The 18296-nt window shown below is 32.3% G+C and carries 15 protein-coding genes; 10 read left to right on the top strand and 5 right to left on the bottom strand.

Annotated features, from left to right (window positions below; translation table 11 throughout):
• The first annotated feature begins 56 nt into the window (after positions 1 to 56).
• Genes RDK80_RS09125 through RDK80_RS09100 form a run of 6 tightly spaced genes read left to right on the top strand, consistent with a single transcriptional unit; the run spans position 57 to position 6671 of the window.
• Positions 57 to 992 (top strand): ABC transporter permease, encoded by a 936-nt coding sequence (locus RDK80_RS09125; protein ID WP_256311262.1) that lies wholly within the window; start codon positions 57 to 59, stop codon positions 990 to 992.
• Between the two features lie 11 nt (positions 993 to 1003).
• Positions 1004 to 1924: an ABC transporter permease gene (locus RDK80_RS09120; RefSeq protein ID WP_216554871.1), complete on the top strand. Its 921-nt coding sequence runs from the start codon at positions 1004 to 1006 to the stop codon at positions 1922 to 1924.
• Between the two features lie 12 nt (positions 1925 to 1936).
• Positions 1937 to 2962: an ABC transporter ATP-binding protein gene (locus RDK80_RS09115; RefSeq protein WP_094904296.1), complete on the top strand. Its 1026-nt coding sequence runs from the start codon at positions 1937 to 1939 to the stop codon at positions 2960 to 2962.
• The gene (locus tag RDK80_RS09110; RefSeq protein WP_094904295.1) at positions 2955 to 3911 is read left to right on the top strand and encodes an ABC transporter ATP-binding protein; all 957 of its coding nucleotides are present in this window, start codon (positions 2955 to 2957) and stop codon (positions 3909 to 3911) included. Before RDK80_RS09115 ends, RDK80_RS09110 begins: the two co-directional genes overlap by 8 nt.
• Before the next feature lie 19 nt (positions 3912 to 3930).
• Positions 3931 to 5316: a TldD/PmbA family protein gene (locus RDK80_RS09105; protein WP_308524102.1), complete on the top strand. Its 1386-nt coding sequence runs from the start codon at positions 3931 to 3933 to the stop codon at positions 5314 to 5316.
• Positions 5317 to 5318: 2 nt separating this feature from the next.
• Complete coding sequence (locus RDK80_RS09100) at positions 5319 to 6671, top strand: TldD/PmbA family protein (protein ID WP_308524101.1); 1353 nt, start codon at positions 5319 to 5321, stop codon at positions 6669 to 6671.
• A 22-nt stretch (positions 6672 to 6693) separates the two neighbouring features.
• Here the strand turns inward: RDK80_RS09100 and RDK80_RS09095 are convergent, their stop codons facing one another.
• On the bottom strand, positions 6694 to 8694 hold the full coding sequence (locus RDK80_RS09095) for a S9 family peptidase (RefSeq protein WP_308524100.1): 2001 nt from the start codon (positions 8692 to 8694) through the stop codon (positions 6694 to 6696).
• A gap of 161 nt (positions 8695 to 8855) precedes the next feature.
• Between RDK80_RS09095 and RDK80_RS09090 the strand changes: the two genes are divergently transcribed.
• The 4 genes from RDK80_RS09090 to RDK80_RS09075 all read left to right on the top strand — a co-directional run bounded on the left by RDK80_RS09090 (position 8856) and on the right by RDK80_RS09075 (position 12758).
• Positions 8856 to 9398: an RNA polymerase sigma factor gene (locus RDK80_RS09090; protein WP_216554888.1), complete on the top strand. Its 543-nt coding sequence runs from the start codon at positions 8856 to 8858 to the stop codon at positions 9396 to 9398.
• Positions 9391 to 9702: a hypothetical protein gene (locus RDK80_RS09085; RefSeq protein ID WP_094904290.1), complete on the top strand. Its 312-nt coding sequence runs from the start codon at positions 9391 to 9393 to the stop codon at positions 9700 to 9702. The genes RDK80_RS09090 and RDK80_RS09085 overlap by 8 nt, the downstream gene beginning before the upstream one ends.
• Positions 9692 to 11818, top strand: a complete 2127-nt coding sequence (locus RDK80_RS09080) for a hypothetical protein (RefSeq protein ID WP_308524099.1) — start codon at positions 9692 to 9694, stop codon at positions 11816 to 11818. Before RDK80_RS09085 ends, RDK80_RS09080 begins: the two co-directional genes overlap by 11 nt.
• Positions 11819 to 11915: 97 nt before the next feature.
• Entirely contained in the window at positions 11916 to 12758 is an 843-nt protein-coding gene (locus RDK80_RS09075) for an HDOD domain-containing protein (protein ID WP_308524098.1), read from the top strand.
• A gap of 19 nt (positions 12759 to 12777) precedes the next feature.
• Here RDK80_RS09075 and RDK80_RS09070 read toward each other — a convergent pair whose 3' ends face one another.
• From RDK80_RS09070 to RDK80_RS09055, 4 genes are all read right to left on the bottom strand, one after another.
• Positions 12778 to 14493, bottom strand: coding sequence for a hypothetical protein (locus tag RDK80_RS09070; RefSeq protein WP_216554902.1), 1716 nt, complete (start codon positions 14491 to 14493; stop codon positions 12778 to 12780).
• A gap of 143 nt (positions 14494 to 14636) precedes the next feature.
• Positions 14637 to 15668 (bottom strand): ABC transporter permease, encoded by a 1032-nt coding sequence (locus RDK80_RS09065; protein ID WP_094903545.1) that lies wholly within the window; start codon positions 15666 to 15668, stop codon positions 14637 to 14639.
• Entirely contained in the window at positions 15665 to 16702 is a 1038-nt protein-coding gene (locus RDK80_RS09060) for an ABC transporter (protein WP_094903547.1), read from the bottom strand. The genes RDK80_RS09065 and RDK80_RS09060 overlap by 4 nt, the downstream gene beginning before the upstream one ends.
• Positions 16703 to 18286, bottom strand: a complete 1584-nt coding sequence (locus tag RDK80_RS09055; protein ID WP_308524097.1) for a sugar ABC transporter ATP-binding protein — start codon at positions 18284 to 18286, stop codon at positions 16703 to 16705.
• Positions 18287 to 18296: the final 10 nt, after the last annotated feature.

Here is an 18296-nt window from a genome sequence, read left to right as displayed (position 1 = left end):
GTTTGTGGGTTGTGCCTACAAACTGCTAGTTTGTAAATAGGACAAGGAGGAAGATTATGAGTAGATATATTTTAAAGAGAATTGGCTATATGCTACTTACTTTATGGATTGTTATAACTCTTACTTTTTTCCTAATGCATAGTATACCAGGAGATCCACTAGCACATATGGCAAAAAAATTACCTGAACAAATTAGGATAAACTTTTATAAAAAATATGGACTAGATGAGCCTGTTATAGTACAGTATGGAAAATTTATGAAAAATTTAATCACTAAGGGTGATTTAGGAGAGTCTTTAAGATATCCAGGAAGATCAGTTACTGAAACCATATTAAAAAATGCAAATGTATCTGGTAGATTAGGTGCTCAAGCAATAGCACTAGGTATTACCATAGGCATCACTTTGGGGATAATTGCAGCATTAAATAGAAACAAGTGGCCAGATTATCTAGTTATGTTTATAGCGATCTTAGGTATTACAGTTCCAGTATTTATTATCGCTGCACTTTTACAATATACATTATCAGTAAAGTTTGAATTGTTACCAACTACTGGTTGGGGGAAATTCAAACATACAATCATTCCTACAATAGCTATGTGTTTTGGTTCTATAGCTACCTATGGAAGATATATGCGTTCTAATGTATTAGAGGTTATAAATCAAGATTATATTCTTACTGCTCAGGCTAAAGGTGTTAGCCCATTTAATGTCGTAAGAAAACATGTACTTAGAAATGCAATACTTCCTGCTATTACTATACTTGGACCTCAAATAGCTGGAATATTTACAGGTTCTTTTGTTATTGAAAGAATATTTGGTATTCCAGGTCTAGGATCATATTATATTACTTCCATTAATGATAGAGATTATACTATGATCATCGGAACCACAGTTTTCTATGCAGCATTATTTGTAATATCTCAATTGGTGGTAGATTTACTTTATGGTGTTGTAGATCCTAGAATTAGGGTTTCAAAAAATAGCAAGTAGGAGGGGTGGCAATGGAAAATATTTCAAAAGATAAATTTAGAAAGATTGGTATTGATTCATCTTCTGGGGAAGCCATGGCACGTCCTAGAGTTGGCTATTGGCAAGATGCTTGGAGACGATTAAGAAGCAACAAAGTTGCAATGTTAGCCATTATAATACTTTTCACTATAGGTATAATGACTGTAATAGGACCATATATAAATGGATATAAATATGAAGAGATAGATTCTACTAAGATGAATATGAAGCCAAATGGAGAGCATTGGTTTGGTACAGATGAACTTGGGCGTGATGTTTTTTCAAGGGTATGGCAAGCAGGTAGGACGTCTATGATTATAGGTATTTTTGGTGCAATTATTTCTACTGTAGTAGGAAGTATCTATGGTGCTGTTGCAGCATATTTTGGTGGTAGAGTAGATAACATTATGATGAGGATTGTTGAAATTCTAACATCTATTCCATATTTGATAGTTGTTATCCTAATATCTATAATTGCGGAATCAAGAGATATATGGACTTTGCTTTTGACTTTGACTTTAACTGGCTGGTGTGGAATGGCAAGACTTGTTAGGGGACAGATGTTACAAATAAAACAACAGGAATATATTATGGCGGCTGAAGCATTGGGAGTTAAACCTTGGAAGATTATCACAAAGCATTTGATACCCAATTCTCTTGGTATAGTTATTGTTGCTATTACTTTTGATATTCCAGGATATATATTTGCTGAATCCTTTTTATCATATATTGGACTTGGACCTCAACCGCCAGCTACTTCTTGGGGGGCTTTAGCATCAGCTGCTCAACAAAACTTTATTTTTTATCCTCATCAATTGTTTTTCCCAGCACTTATGATTGCTTTAACCATGTTGTCATTTACATTGCTAGGTGATGGACTTAGAGATGCTTTAGATCCTAAACTAAGACAATAAGGAGGGAAAAAGATGGACAAGATATTAGAAGTTAAAGATTTAAATATATCATTTCATACCTATGCAGGCGAAGTAAAGGCTGTTAGAGGAATTAGTTTTGATTTAAATAAAGGAGAAACCTTAGCCCTTGTTGGAGAATCAGGTTGTGGTAAGACAGTTACAGCGAAGGCTATTCTAAGACTATTAAAGACACCACCAGCAGAAATAAAGAAAGGTTCACAGATTTTATTTGATGGTGAAGATGTTGTACAAATGAATAAAAAAAGACTGCTTTCTTATAGGGGAGAAGATGTAGCCATGATTTTTCAAGATCCTATGACATCTTTAAATCCTACTATGACTGTAGGTAAACAAATAATGGAAAGCTTACAAATTCACAAGAAAATGAGTAAAAAAGAGGCAGAGCAGGAAGCTGTTAAACTTCTTAAACTGGTTAATATTCCAAATGCAGAAGAAAGAGTAAAGCAATATCCCCATGAGTTATCAGGTGGAATGAGACAAAGAATTATGATTGCAATTGCATTATCCTGTAATCCAAAGGTTCTTATTGCAGATGAGCCAACGACTGCTCTTGATGTTACTATTCAGGCACAGATTATAGATTTATTAAGGGAATTAAAAGAAAAATTTGATACATCAATTATCCTTGTAACTCATGACCTTGGAGTTGTTGCAAACTTTGCAGATAGAATTCAAGTTATGTATGCGGGAAGTATTGTAGAGACCGGAACCAAAGAAGAAATCTTCTATAACAGTCAGCATCCATATACTTGGGCATTACTCAATTCTGTACCAAGTATAGATAAAAAGAGTAAAGAGGAACTTTATTCATTAGGAGGAACACCTCCGGATTTAATACTTCCATTAGAAGGCTGTCCATTCACTTCTAGATGTGAGCATGCTATGGAAATATGTAAGGAAAGAAAACCAGTAGATACATGTCTATCAGATACCCATAGGGTAAGCTGTTGGTTGCAACATCCAGATGCTCCTAAGGTAGAAAGACCTGTGAGTTTTGGAGGTGGGAGAAATGAGTAAAGAAAATTTATTAGAAATAGTAAATTTGAAAAAGTATTTTCAGGTGGGGAAAAATGCAACTCTAAAAGCTGTAGACGATGTAACATTTAATATTAAAAAAGGTGAAACATTAGGGTTAGTAGGGGAGTCTGGATGTGGAAAGACTACCTGTGGTAGAACTATACTAGGTATTTATCCAGCTACTGGTGGGCATGTGTACTTCAATGGGCAGGATGTTCATCAAATGAATAGAGAAGAAAAGCTCAAATTCAAGAAAAATGCTCAAATTATATTTCAAGATCCCTATGCTTCATTGGATCCTAGAATGACCATAGGTGAAATCATAGGTGAAGGAATGGATGTTCATCTAAATTTGAGCAATAAGGAAAGACAAGAGAGAATTAGTGATTTACTAAGTAAGGTAGGACTAAACGCTGAGCATGGTTCTAGATTTCCCCATGAATTATCTGGAGGACAAAGGCAAAGAATTGGAATTGCCCGTGCCTTAGCCGTAGAACCACAATTTATTATGTGTGATGAACCGATATCAGCCTTAGACGTGTCTATTCAAGCTCAGATAGTAAATCTTCTTATAAAACTTCAAAGGGAAATGGGACTTACTTATTTATTTATATCCCATGACCTTTCTATGGTAAAACATATATCTGATAGAGTAGGCGTGATGTATCTAGGTTCAATGGCAGAATTAGCCAGCAACGAATTATTATATAGAAATCCTTTACATCCTTATACTAAGGCTTTAATATCTGCGATACCTATTGCTGATCCTAGTACAGAAGAAACAAGGAAAAGAATAAAATTAGAAGGTGAGGTACCATCTCCTATTAATCCACCAGATGGATGTAAGTTTGTTAAGAGATGTGCTCATGCAAAGGATATATGTCATAAGATGACCCCACAACTTAAAGAAGTAGAAAAGGATCATTTTGTAGCTTGTCATTTATATTAGAAAATTAAGGTGGGATTTTATGTTAAGTAAATCAATAATAGAAGATATATTTTTTGAAGCATTGGCTAGCGGCGGTGACTTTGCTGAGATATTTATGGAAGATAATTTTTCTACAGAGATAGCCACAGTTGGTGGCAATATTGAAAGAGGTATGAGTGGTAGAGATTTTGGTATAGGAATTAGAATATTTTCAGGATTAAGATCTGTATATGCATATACCAATGATTTATCTAAAGATAATCTTATAAATATTACTAGAAGGGCAACCCAAGCCATTAAAGAAAATAAAAAGGATATCGTAGTAAACTTTGATAAAAAGGTAATACCAGTAGATCATCCCTATAGATTGTTACCATCAAAAGTAGACTTCACAAAGAAAATGGAATTTACAGAGAGAGCATATAATGCGGCAAAGACTTATGACGAGATAATATCTCAGGTTACAGTAAATTACTTAGATCAAGAGCAAAATGTACTAATAGCAAATACTGAAGGAGTTTATGTAGAAGATAAAAGAGTAAGGACTAGAATGTTGATTCTAGTAGCTGCTGAGTATAATGGACAGATAGAGACAGGCTACATTGGACCTGGAGCATTAATGGGTACTGAGTTTTATGAAAAAATCAGCATAGAAGATTATGCAAGGGAAGCCGCTAGAAATGCCAAAACTATGGCAATGGCTGACTATTGTCCTGCTGGAAATATGCCAGTTGTCGTAGATAATGGCTTTGGCGGATTAATGTTCCATGAAGCCTGTGGTCATAGCTTAGAAGCTTCTTCTGTAGCTAAAGGTCTTTCAGTTTTTTCTAATAGAATAGGAGAAAAAATAGCCTCAGAAGTAGTTACTCTAGTGGATGATGGCTCTATTACTAATTCATGGGGCTCTCTTGGAGTAGATGATGAGGGAATGAAGACTCAAAAGAATATATTGATTGAAGACGGTATCCTAAAGGGATATATGATAGATAAATTAAGTGCAAGAAGGATGAATATGGCTCCTACAGCTTCAGGACGAAGACAGAACTATAGATTTGCTCCTACGTCACGTATGACTAATACTTATATAGATAAGGGTACTAGTACAAAGGAAGAAATAATTGGAAATACGGAAAAAGGATTATTTGCTAAATATCTTTCTGCAGGTTCCGTAAATCCAGCTACAGGTGATTTTAACTTCTCACTTTCAGAAGCTTATTTGATTGAAAATGGTAAGATAACTAAACCTGTTAAGGGAGCAACTCTAATAGGAAACGGAAATAAAATACTTCAGGATGTAGATATGGTGGGAAATAATCTCGAAATAGGACAAGGATATTGCTATGCAGGAAGCGGGGCATTATTCATTGGTGCTGGACAGCCTACCATTAGAGTTAAGACCATGACTGTTGGTGGGAGGGAAGAATAGATATGGATAGAGATAAATTAATAGGGATATTATTTGAAAAAGCTAAAGCGTATAATATTGAGGAAGTAGAAGTCTATATCAATAAGGATTCATCCATAGATTTTAACATATATGAAGGTAAGTTAGAAAAATATGTAGCAGCAGAGGAAGAGAATTTATCTCTAAGGGGTATTTACAAAGGGAAAATGGGATATTCATATACGGAAAAATTAATTGAAGATAGCTTAGATGAATTGATAAATAATTTAATTCAATATGCAGAAAATAATCATAGTGATGAAGTAGAGAAAATGTCTTCATCCATATTGGAAAGTAAGAAAACCGTTGGAAGGGAAAATTTATTAGGTAATTTTACAGAGGAAGAGAAGATTGGATATTTATTGGATCTAGAGAAAAGAGCTTATGACTATGATAAACGAGTAAAGACCATAGATGATTGTAGTTATCGAGAAAAGATTCAAGAGGTATATATTAGAAATACTAAGGGACTGGAAGTAGAAGACAGACATACCATTGGTATAATAAGTCTTTCAGCTGTTGCAGAAGAAGGAAATAATATGCAAACAGGATATTCAAATTATGTATTTAATGAACTTTCTAAGAAGTATAAGGATAAGCTTATTGAAGATAGTGTCGGAGATGCTATAGGGATGTTAGGTGCTAAGGCTATAAAATCTGGTAATTATAAAATTATCCTTAGAAATAATGTAGCTGCAGATATGTTTAGTTATTTTTCACCTATATTCTTAGGAAGCACAGTTCAGAAAAATCTATCTCTAATGAAAGGAAAACTAGGCTCAAAAGTAGCTGTAGATTTTTTTAACATAGTTGAAGATCCCTTAATGGAAAATGGAAAATATTTTAGAACCTTTGATGATGAGGGGACAGTTACTTATTCAAAACATATAATAGAAAATGGAATATTGAAGACTTTTCTTCATAACAATAAAACTGCTGAAAAAGATGGTGTAAAATCCACTGGAAATGGTTTTAGGACTTCGCATAAATCATCTATTGGAGTAATGTCTACAAATATGTATATTGAAGAAGGAGATAAATCTTTAGAGGATATGGTAAAGAGCATGGAGAATGGTGTTATTATTACTGATATCCATGGATTACATGCAGGAATCAATCCGACATCAGGAGATTTTTCTCTATCGTCAAATGGATTACTTGTAGAAAATGGGAAGGTAATTAGACCATTGGCGCAAATAACTATGGCAGGTAATTTATATACTATGCTAAAAGATATAAAATATATAGGAAATGATACTAAATTTTCTCATCCTAGTTCAAGCTACTTTGGATCCCCCTCCATTTATATTGGTAGCTTAACTATATCAGGAAAATAAAAACTGGTCATCTGACCAGTTTTTATTTTAAATATTTATTAAACCAATTAGTTATCTCTTCTAATCTTCTAATCCTATGTTTTGGTTTTCCGGATCTGCTTAATTCATGGTTTTCTCCTCTAAACATACAGAGTCTGGAATCTACGCCATGATATTTTAAGGATGTAAACATTTGAATACCCTCCGGTAGCCAACATCTATAATCTTCCTCTGAATGAATAAATAGAGTAGGTGTGACTACCTTATCTGCATATTTCATAGGAGAGTGGAACCATAGCTTTTCCACATCGGACCAGGGAGTAGCAGCATTTTGGTCTTCTACAAAATAATATCCAATATCAGTAGTACCAAACTTAGAAATCCAGTTGGATATAGATCTTTGAGATGCAGCAGCTCTAAATCTGTTTGTATGACCTATTATCCAATTGGTCATGAAACCGCCATAGGAGCCACCAGTTACTCCGACTCTTTCGTTATCTATAAAAGGATATTTTTCAAGGACTAAATCTGTAAACTTCATTATATCATCATAATCTATAGTACCATATTTACCTCTTATATCTGCAAATTCATTGCCCTTACCATCACTTCCTCTTGGATTACAGAAGAATACAGCATAACCTTCATTTGCCCAGTATTGCATTTCATGATAGAATACTTCACCGTATACGGTCTTAGGTCCACCATGAATGTCTAGTATTGAAGGATATTTTTTTCCTTCTTCAAAGTCGACAGGCTTCATTATCCATCCATCTATAGTTATTCCATCTACTTCAAAACTTAAATGTTCAGGGATAGATAATTTTTTCTCCTTCATTATCCATTCATTAAATTTAGTTAATTGAGTTTCTTGCTTTCCTTCTAGGCTATATAATTCTTGAAGTTTAAGTCCTCTAAGCCCTATAAATTTTATATTTCCATCTAATATATCAAAGCCATCTACAGAACCTTTTCCTTGGATTAGCTTTTCCATATTTCCATTTTTATCTATTTTATTTATATATGAGCTATCTCCCTCAGTAGTTATGAAATATAGATAGTCACCATCTACTACCATAGATTTGGAGCCACCAAATCTACAGTCTGAGCCTACAGAGTTCCATATACTATAATCAAATTCATCAGAAGATATTCTAATGGCATTGGAACCATCTAAATTCATTAAATAAAAATGCGGGTTTTCATTTAAACCATAGGATTTCATATCCTTCCCAGCAAATATTATTTTATCCCCGAGGAAATCAGCGTAAGAGTAACTAAAGATTTCCTCATGTGTTAACTTATCTAATTGTTTTTCTTTAATATTATATAGATGTAAATCAGATTTTAACTGCATTTTATCTGTATAAGAACTAGCAGCTATGATTATTTTAGATTTGTTCTTGTCAAGTTTAACACTCTCTACATCTGTAAATTCATCTGTAATAGGAGTAAGTTCCTTATCCTCTAGATTATAAAGATAAAGTCTATTTCTTTTTTTATTTGTAAACCCTCCACCATTAGACCAAAATGGTATTTCATCTAGTACTTCATAATCCTTATCTTCCTCCATCTTTTTTACGGCATTATCTTTTTCCTCTCCAGATAATTCTTTAAGATTTGGCCGATTAGGATCAAAGGTTGCAGTTAGAAGAAGATTATTTCCATCTAAGATTTCAAGTGAATTAACATTTAGTGGGATTTCAAATGCTTTATTAGCCTCTCCGCCATTTAGATTGATTTCATAATAAAAAGTCACTTCTTCTTTTTCTTTTCTTTCCTTATCTTTTTTACCTCTTATAGCAGGAAATAGTATAGTATTATTATCTTTCCATATGAAGGATTTTTCCTCATCTAAGGATGTTAATTTATATTCTGATTTTTTTTCTTCATTATAGATATAAATATTAGATAGATATTTATTTTCTTCGACATCTATTCTATGTAGTACAAAGGCAGTATTTTTACCATTTGGTGATAATCTAATGCTTGATAAAAACTTATATTTTGTAAAGTCATCTAGTTTTAAATTCTCCACGTACATCCCTCCATTAATTCTTTAGTGCATCTAATATTTATTATATACTATTTATATAAAGAAAGAAATGGAACACCACTGTTAAAATTGAATTGGGATAAGAAATCTTTTGAATTAATGCAACCTTTTTGAATATAAGTCGTCTAAATAGTAAAGGAGGGTTAGGGGTGGCTAGAAATGAAGAGAAAGAGCTAGTGAGAAAACTTAGAAAAGGAAATGAAGAAGCATATATAGAGCTTTTGGATATCTATGGAAATAGGCTATTAAAAACTTGCTACCTAATCCTTAAGAATGAAAAGGATGCTGAGGATATAGTTCAAGATACATTCCTTAGAGTATTTAATCAGATAGATAATTATAATGGGAATAGTTCCTTATATACTTGGATTTATAGAATAGCATTGAATTTATGTAAGGATAAGATAAAGAGTAGGAGAGAATTTGAAATTTACGAGGATATATTTGAAACCAAGGAAAAGGTGGAAGATATAGTATTTAACTCTATTGACAGGGAAATTTTGAGAAGGGAATTATTTAACTTGAATGCTCTGTATAGAGAAATTTTAATATTATTTTATTTTGAGGAATTAGCAATTAAGGAAATATCAGAAATTCTAGAGGAAAAGGAAGGAACGATAAAGAGCAGATTGAGCCGTGGAAGAGTAATATTGAAGAATGCCATTGAGAGAGGAGGAGAGTTATATGAATAAAGATAGGTTAGGTAATGAATTGAATATTATTATGGAATGTGAAGCGAAGGACATAGAACTTTCTCAGGGCTTAAGAGACAGGATACTAAGTAATAGAAAGAAAAGCATTGATGAAAAAATAAGGGATTTCTTAAATAAGGAAATAGAAATACCTTTAGTGCCTATGGTAGCATCTTTTATTATATTTTTCATAATAGTGGGAGTACCTAAGGATATAATGGTTAAGAGCGAAAATATTATAGATTTAGGTTCAACTCAGATTATAGTTAGAGAAGAAAGGAGAGTGAGTAGTCGTGAAGATTAGAATAAAGGTAAAATTAATACTATTAATAGTAGTATTAATTTTAGCAGTAGTACCCTTTGTCAATCTGACATTGGCTGAGATTTTTAATAAATCTAAGCCAGAAGTAGCAGAGAAACTTTATGACTACTATTTAAAATACCCTGTTTCTTTTCAAAAAGATGAGGTACTATATAAAAGGGCTGAGACTATAATTAGTGGATTAAGTAGATATAGAATAATGATGGAAATGAAGATGGGAGAACGAAACTTAGATTATAGTACTATAGATAAAGCTATAGACAGCTATAAAAAAATAATACAGGATTATCCTAAGAGTAAGAGATACACTTTGGCTTACAAGGGTATATTAGATTTATATATATATAATGGTGATGCAAATAATTTAGAGAATTGGATAAAATGGGGAAAATACTCAGAGAAAGATGAAATAAGAGGTATATCTATGCTTTATGAAGGGTATGTACATTTTTCCAATAGGGAATATACTGAGGCAGAGGATGTGTTGGAATCTTTTGTACTAGGAAATAAGGATATAGATTATATGTATTATTTTTTAAAAGGGCATATAGAATTTGCTAGGGAGGATTTTCAGAAAGCAGATGAGTATTATGGAAAAGCCAGTGAAGTTGGGTGGAGATTCGATGGTACTTTATTTGGCAATTTAGTTCCAAGTTATAGAAAGTTATGGTTAGAAGAGTTAGATTACAAAAATGGAGAAAATAAGATCAAGGGAAGGGTAACTGTTGACGGAGTAGGCATTCCATTTGTGGAAGTATATCTGCAAAAAGCTAGGCAAGGCTATTCTTCCAGAGGTATAGATTTCGTTGCCATTACAGATAAGGATGGATATTATGAAACCATCGGCGTGAAGGATGGAAAGTATGATTTAGGTATTGGAGTAGGTACGGGAATATTATTTGAAAAGGCATATTTAGAGAAAAATAGATTTAACTTTGAGGTATTAGACGATGTAGAGTATGATTTTCAATTTAGCTCTGCTATGAAGATTATAAAGCCTAAGGCTGAAGAGTTAGTAGATGGAAATAAGTTTGAAGTAGAATGGGAAGAAGTCCAAGGAGCAGAATTTTATAGGGTTAAGGTTGTAGGGGTAGGAAATTCATCTATGTTTACTACTGTTATAATGGATGAGAAAGGGCAAGTGGATATAAGAGGAAATAAGGCAGTATTTGATATAGAGGTTCTTAAACATTCTCCTTCAGGGTACTCTATTGATGAAAATGGTGTTGTAAGTCCTGGAGCCATAATGGGATATGTATATAGTGAGATTACAGTTTATATTATGGTTGATGCCTATGATGAGAATGAAAATATGTTGAGCAGCAGTGCTCCGATGACTAATTATTATGATATGATGCCCAGCTTAAAGGTAAGAGGCAAGCAAACAGAGGGGGAAAGACTAATATCAAAAGTACAGTATAAAGAAGCCATAAATCATTATGAAAATTTGCTGCTAGATGATGAAGAAAATATAGAAGCATTATCATATTTGGCTAAACTATATATATATGGTTGGGGTAAGGGAACTTCAGATGCTGAAAAGGCTATGAATTATGGAATACAGGTATATGAATTAACAGGTAAAGCAGATGTACTCCTTAGGGTATTAGGAGCTACAACTTCAAGTCAATATAGAGAAAATATTGAATTAGGGAAGAAAGTTTTTGATATAATACCTGAAGAATATAGAGATAGCTATTATTATTGGTATAGAGGAGATTATTATAGATCTATAGGTGAATTTGAAAAAGCTAGGGAAGATTTACTTCTTGCAGATAATGTAAGGGATTCAGATATTATATATATAGATTTATACCATGGTGAATATGAAAGGTCAATAGAATTTTTAAAAGATGAAAATACTAAATTATATTTCATGAGTAAGGGAAAACTGATGGATGGTATAGAGCTGTTAACGGATTTAGATAAAAATGATAGAGAGCTTATATTGTTTAAAGAATTCCTAGATAGGTATTTAAAAAGGGAATTGGACTATGAGGAAAGAAAAGATGATTTCTACAGGGTTTATAATAATATAAAAAATCCTGACATTAGAATTATTTTAAATGAAATAAAAGCAGATAATTATTGGGACTAAATTGTCCCAATGTTTTTTGAGTCTTTATGTCTATGTCATATATGATTAATTTTGGGTATAATTAAAGAAAATGCTTATATTGATTGGGGAGATTAATGTGACAAAACTTACTTTAGAGTATATAGTCAATAAAGTCGAAGATATGAAGGTTTTACCTGAGATTATAAATAAGATAATAGTATTAACTGATGACCCAGATTCTACAGTCCATGATATGGAGGAAGTAATATTACAAGATCAGGTTCTAACTACTAAGATTCTTCGCCTTGCTAACTCTGCTTACTATGGTTATGCAAGAAAAATTTCTACTATATCTCAAGCAACTGTTTTATTAGGGTTTCAAGCAATAAAGGGAATAGCACTTGCTTCTACTGTAAGAACATATTTAATGGATGAGTTAAGAGGATATTCTTTAGAGAAAAATGAACTATGGTCACAATCTCAAACCTGTGCCATAGTATCAAGGTTTATTGCTAAAAGCATAAAGTATTATAATCCAGAAGAAGCTTATATAGCAGGACTTTTGAGAGATATTGGAAAAACCATATTGAACCAGCATATGGAAAAAGAATATATGGAAGTATTGTTAAAGATGGAAGAAGGTAATATATCCTTCTTAGATGCCGAAAGAGAGGTTTTAGGTTTTGGGCACGCAGAAATAGGAGAAAAGATAGCTGAAAAGTGGAATCTTCCTAAGGATTTAGTAGAAGCAATTGGATATCACCATACTCCAGAATTAGCAAATATAAATCCAATTTTAGTTTCGATAGTTCATATTGCTGATGCTATTACTATGATGATGGGAGTAGGACTTGGACTTGACGGATTAGCCTATAATTTATCTCCAATTGCGATAGATAATTTAAGCTTAGATGAATTACAATTTCAGACAATTATATCTCAAGTATCTGATTTAATAAAAGATGAAGATAGTTTTTAACAATAAAAAAGCAGATAATTTATCTGCTTTTTTTAAAGGATTCTAGATTTATTACACTACACTCATGTTTTCTATTATTTCTTGATTCTAAAAAGTTTAAAACAGTCTTTCCCAAAGAAGTCAATTTGATTTCATAATTTGGATATAAATTGCATTTAATAATTCCTAGATATTGTAAGTATATATAAGATGCAAAGAAAAACTTAAGATTATTTGAGAATTTTGGTAAAATGCTCCCAATTTCATAATTTGTATTTTCACTTAGGGAAGATAGAGATAACATTAAATCCTTCTTGGATTTTTCCAATATATTTATATTTTCTATATCGCAAAGTTCAGATATAAATTCACTCTTCCAAATATGTTGAAAAAATAATGCATATTTATCTTCATCTCTTAATCTCAAATAATTAGTTCCCTTATTAGAAACAGATAATTTATTGCCGTTTATTGAAAGTAATCCTAGATTAAGAGAAAGCTTATAAAACATATGGATTATAGGGAAATCCTTTTGATTAGGTGAATCTTTATCTACATGATTAGAAAGTTCTAATATTTTATTCATTTCTAAAAGATTCTTTCTTTTTATGTATTTATTTTTTTCTGTTAAATCTAAGGGTTTATCTAATACATATAGCATAAATTTATCATAATCCATAATAAGAGATATTGCATCTTCATTTAGAAAGTCTGATACAATATTTGATAGTTCCTTGTCTATTACAAAGGGTGATTTAACTAGCTTTAACTGATTCATAAAGTCAAATCTAGTTTTACTGATATTTAATAGTTCTTTATATACCTCTTTATAATCTGAGTCTTTATTACTTAAAAATCCCAAATAATTTTTAAAAGTTGCTATATAAGAATTAAGGTCTTCTTGAGATACTATAAATCCTTCTTCTATGGCATCCTTAAAGAAATAATGAAAATCTACTTGATCAAGATCATATAAAGTTAAATCTTCATCTGCTAGATAGTATTCAAAAAAATCTATTAAATTTGCGATATATTTCTTTACTATGGATTTAGGCACTTTAAGTCCCAGATATGCTTCGAACTCGTCTAATTCGTCATATAAAACTGAAACAATATCTTCATCCATTTCCATTGCCTCAAAGATGCAATTTGTATAGATTTTATATAAGTTTATGCTATATTTCTTTAGGTACTCTTTCATAGTAAGTGTTTGGAAATTTAATCTCAAACGATTAAAATCAATAAATACTTCTTCAAGGAACATGGATTTAATAGAAGAAGGTAAATAACTAATATCCCCTACAAAAGTAAAATATCCTAGTAGATTTCCAACTCTAGCAAGAGCAAAATCTCCAATGGATATAGTATGTGCTAATTCTGGTTCCCATAATTTATAACTTTTATTTTGAAGTAAATCAACGACTTTGATAAATTCTCCATCAGTGTCAAGGACTTCAAAGAGAGATATATTTGATTTGTTACGTTCAATTAGAATATCTTTTTCTTGCTCTGTTAATACTCCTGATTTTTCTTCAAGAAATTTCTCAATAAAGGTTTTCCCATCTTTCCCCATGAAGTCGATGCTTATCCAGACATTGAATGCTAAAGTATGTTTTTGTTCACCAAAATCAGGATAAAAAAATTCAAGTTTATCTAAAATACTCTCATCCTGTATTTCCTTAGATATATATTTTAACAACTTTTTAGTTGCAGACTTATCAATTTTTTGTATTTGCTTATAAGTTAAATCTTGCATAATTCCCCCCAAAATATATTACGAATAATTCTTCATTAAAGTATATTATATACTATTATATAAGAGATTGCACAGGAAAAAATCCTCTTTTACAAAAAGAGGATTTTTTCAATTAATTCGGAATTTTAAATCAACACAATTTATTATATATCAGATAATTGTGTTCTTGCTTTATTTTGTTCCCAAGCATGAAGTAGAAGTGCAAGACCTATAACACCGTATGCAATAAATACCCTAAAGTATTCACCTATTTGGGCATTTCCCATTAGATTTTGACCAGCTAGTGGAGAAATTATAAACAGTAGATGGAATAGGAAGGTGCCTATTAGAGCTTCCCTCCAAGATGCTTTATTTACTGATGCACCACCTATTAGAAGGGATGCAACCGCAAAAAGACCTACCTGCTCATGATTGCTAAAGGTATTTAATGTACCCATATTTTGAAGATATACTATTTGTCCCCAAGCAGCCAGTACTGTTGAGATTATTATTGCAATAATTCTAGTTTTATCTACATTGATACCGGAAACACTGGATATATGCATATTTTGCCCTACAGCTCTCATTTCCTGACCTAATTTAGTTTTTAGGAAAAAGTAAAGAGCAAAAAATAATAAGGCAGTTACTATCAATGTAACAATAGGGTAAGAGGTGATGTCTTTAAAGAATAAATTATCTAGAGATTTTCTAATAATATTTAAGTCTATGGTGTTTCTAAGTCCCACACCTGTGGGCATAAGTATATTTTTATTACTAATAGGTATGACTTTACCAGCAAGTACTATAAATATTAATTGATATATCCCATTGGCGAAGAATCCTAAAATCATGGAAGTTATCATTTCTTTTCCTTTAGCTTTGTTTAGTACTTTTCCAACTAGGTAACCAAGGATTATAGCTACAGGAGTAGATACTAATATTGCAATTAAAAATCCACCTATTCCTCCTATACCATAATTCATTATAAAGATAAGACCAATTTGTCCAGCCATGGCCCCTAGAACTATACCGAAGTTCAGTCCCATTCCAGTTATAACTGGAATTATAAGTGACATTACTAATATCAGATTTCTTGATAGTCTAAAAATCATTTCATTAAAAAGAAAGTTAAGTGGCAAACCAGATAAGAAAAAGCCAACTACGCATATAGCCATGAATACTATTGGAACTATCATGCTGCGTCACCTGCCTTTCTAGTTAGTGCATAGATAATAATACCATTACTGATTATTATTCTTATTATTTCAGCCATACTTCCTTCAGATAAAATATTGATTACAGGAAGTGCTACAACTAATAAACCTTGAAACAAGAAAGTACCGATTATCACATGAATTATTTTTGCTTTTTGCAGAGTTGCACCACCTATCAATATAGAAGCAGCTGCTGGAAGTGCTACATAAAGAGGTGCATTATATAATTGTAAGAAACCAAAGGACTGACTGTATACTATGATACCAATAGCAGCCAATACAGTAGATAGCATAATACCTAAAATTCTTTGCTTATCTACATTTACTCCATTTGAGGTTGCAAAGGCTTCTGAGCTTCCAGCAACTCTCATGGCAGTACCCTTTTTACTTTTTGAAAATATCCATACGACTGCTGCGAGAATTATAAATATAAGGATTAAACCTGTAGGAAACTTTATTTTACCAAGAGAAAAGGATAAAAATCTATCTAATACTCCTCCCATTGAGGATTCTAAGGAAAGTGTAACACGAAGTCCTGATCCACCCATTGCCCAAATTAAACTCTCGTTTTTAAATGGGGCAACAAGCCAAAATATACACATAAAGGACACTATTGAGTAACCAAAATAATTACCTACAGTCATTTCCTGTCCTTTTACTTTATTGAGCATTAGGCCATATAGATATCCTGCTATAGTTGCCAATGGAATTGCAATAGCCAAAGATACGGCGAAACTGGCAAATCCAGTAAGTCCCAGCTCAATACTGACTAAGGCACCAATAAGCCCAAATATAACTCCAAGGGGAAGGTTAAAGTTAATGCCTATACCTGATTGTATAGAAGGAACCATGGCTAGTACTAAAATTACATTCATACCAAATCTTGTGAATATGTCTTGCCATATCCCTGATAGAGGAATATCTAATATAGCTGCTGCAATTAATAAGACGATTAAAAATGCTGAAATTATCAATCTAGGGAATCCAATTTTTCTGTATATTTTCTTAAAGTCCATTTAACTCACCACCTTATCTATATCTTCTCCAGCCATGGCTAGACCAAAAGCCTCATCTGATGCATCTGGTGGAAGGATTGTATGAACTTTACCTTCTGCAATAATGGCTATTCTATCAGATACCTGCCTTAGCTCAGCTAATTCACTGGAAGTGATTATTATGGTCATATTGAGCTCTTGATTTAGCTTAACTAAAGTATCTAGAACCAGTTTTTTAGCTCCTATATCTATACCGCGGGTAGGCTCTGATACTAATAAAATATCTGGATTTAGAGTAAGAGCTCTAGCTATACATACCTTTTGCTGATTTCCACCAGATAGGAATCTAGTATATTGATTAGGTCCTGTACATCTAATATCTAAATCCTTTATTATTTTTTCCGCATGAAATTTAATTGATTTGCTATCAACTATTTTAAAAGGGCCAATTTTATTGATAAACTTTTCTTGAATTTCAAGGGATGTAAATGCAATATTAAAATCAATTGGTTCATCTAATAAAAGCCCAACACCTTTTCTATCCTCAGAGAGAAAAGCCACAGCGTTATTTAGCATTTCCCTTGGATTATTTAATGGCATTTCTTTACCATCTTTCAATATACTCCCCTTAGTTGGATAGAGTCCCATGATTCCATTGGCTATACCAATTTTACCTTGTCCAGCCAATCCTCCAAGGCCTAGAATTTCACCTTTTCTTATTTGAAGGTTAACGCCTTTAACTCTTTCACCAGGCATATCTACATATAAATCTTTTAACTCTAAATATGGTGAGGTATCAGAGTCAATATCCTTTTTATCCGATATGGTAGAAGTTATTTCCCTTCCTACCATAAGTTTTGCTATTTCAATAATATTAATCTCAGAAGTCGGTATAGATTTAACTAAGGAACCATCTCTTAAAATAGTGATAGAATCTGTGACCTGTTTGATTTCATCTAATCTGTGAGTGATGAACAAAATAGCTATGCCCATATTTGATAGATTCTGTATGACATCTAGAAATTGATCAGCTTCAGATTCTGTAAGTACAGCAGTTGGCTCATCTAGTATTAGGAGTTTTAGATTTGATTTATCTATTTCCCTAGCAATTTCAATAAACTGCATATAGCCAACGGGTAGTCCTGCTACTGGAAGGTATTCATCTACAGTCATATTTAATTTATTTAAAGCATTTTTAGCATCTTCTTTCATCTTGGTGAAATTGAGTTTTTCTAATTTTGGTCCTAAGACTTTAGATAGTGCTGTAGGTTTAGTGTTTTCGCGATTTAACTTTATATTTTCCGTAATAGTAAATCCAGGAATAAGCATGAATTCTTGATGTACCATTCCAATACCCATTTCCATAGCTTCTGTTGGAGTTTTTGGATTATATGCTTTTCCATCAAAGAGAATTTCACCTTCAAATCCTCCGGTAGAGTGTATAACGGGCATACCAAATAATATATTCATTAGGGTTGATTTGCCTGCGCCGTTTTCTCCTACCAAACCATGAATTTCACCTTCTTTAATAGTCAGAGAAACATTTTTAAGTACTTGATTTCCAGAGTAAGTCTTTGATATATTTTTCATTTGGAGTAAATCCACTTTATAACCT

The organism is uncultured Tissierella sp. (assembly GCF_902479755.1).
GTDB classification, from domain to species: Bacteria; Bacillota; Clostridia; order Tissierellales; family Tissierellaceae; genus Tissierella; species Tissierella carlieri.
This window is presented reverse-complemented; position numbering and strand designations above follow the sequence as displayed.

Excerpts from the sequence above, each read along its gene's own strand:
- RDK80_RS09125 (WP_256311262.1), top strand. The coding sequence starts at position 57 with ATGAGTAGATATATTTTAAAGAGAATTGGCTATATGCTACTTACTTTA.
- RDK80_RS09120 (WP_216554871.1), top strand. The coding sequence starts at position 1,004 with ATGGAAAATATTTCAAAAGATAAATTTAGAAAGATTGGTATTGATTCA.
- RDK80_RS09115 (WP_094904296.1), top strand. The coding sequence starts at position 1,937 with ATGGACAAGATATTAGAAGTTAAAGATTTAAATATATCATTTCATACC.
- RDK80_RS09110 (WP_094904295.1), top strand. The coding sequence starts at position 2,955 with ATGAGTAAAGAAAATTTATTAGAAATAGTAAATTTGAAAAAGTATTTT.
- RDK80_RS09105 (WP_308524102.1), top strand. The coding sequence starts at position 3,931 with ATGTTAAGTAAATCAATAATAGAAGATATATTTTTTGAAGCATTGGCT.
- RDK80_RS09100 (WP_308524101.1), top strand. The coding sequence starts at position 5,319 with ATGGATAGAGATAAATTAATAGGGATATTATTTGAAAAAGCTAAAGCG.
- RDK80_RS09095 (WP_308524100.1), bottom strand. The coding sequence starts at position 8,694 with ATGTACGTGGAGAATTTAAAACTAGATGACTTTACAAAATATAAGTTT.
- RDK80_RS09085 (WP_094904290.1), top strand. The coding sequence starts at position 9,391 with ATGAATAAAGATAGGTTAGGTAATGAATTGAATATTATTATGGAATGT.
- RDK80_RS09070 (WP_216554902.1), bottom strand. The coding sequence starts at position 14,493 with ATGCAAGATTTAACTTATAAGCAAATACAAAAAATTGATAAGTCTGCA.
- RDK80_RS09065 (WP_094903545.1), bottom strand. The coding sequence starts at position 15,668 with ATGATAGTTCCAATAGTATTCATGGCTATATGCGTAGTTGGCTTTTTC.
- RDK80_RS09060 (WP_094903547.1), bottom strand. The coding sequence starts at position 16,702 with ATGGACTTTAAGAAAATATACAGAAAAATTGGATTCCCTAGATTGATA.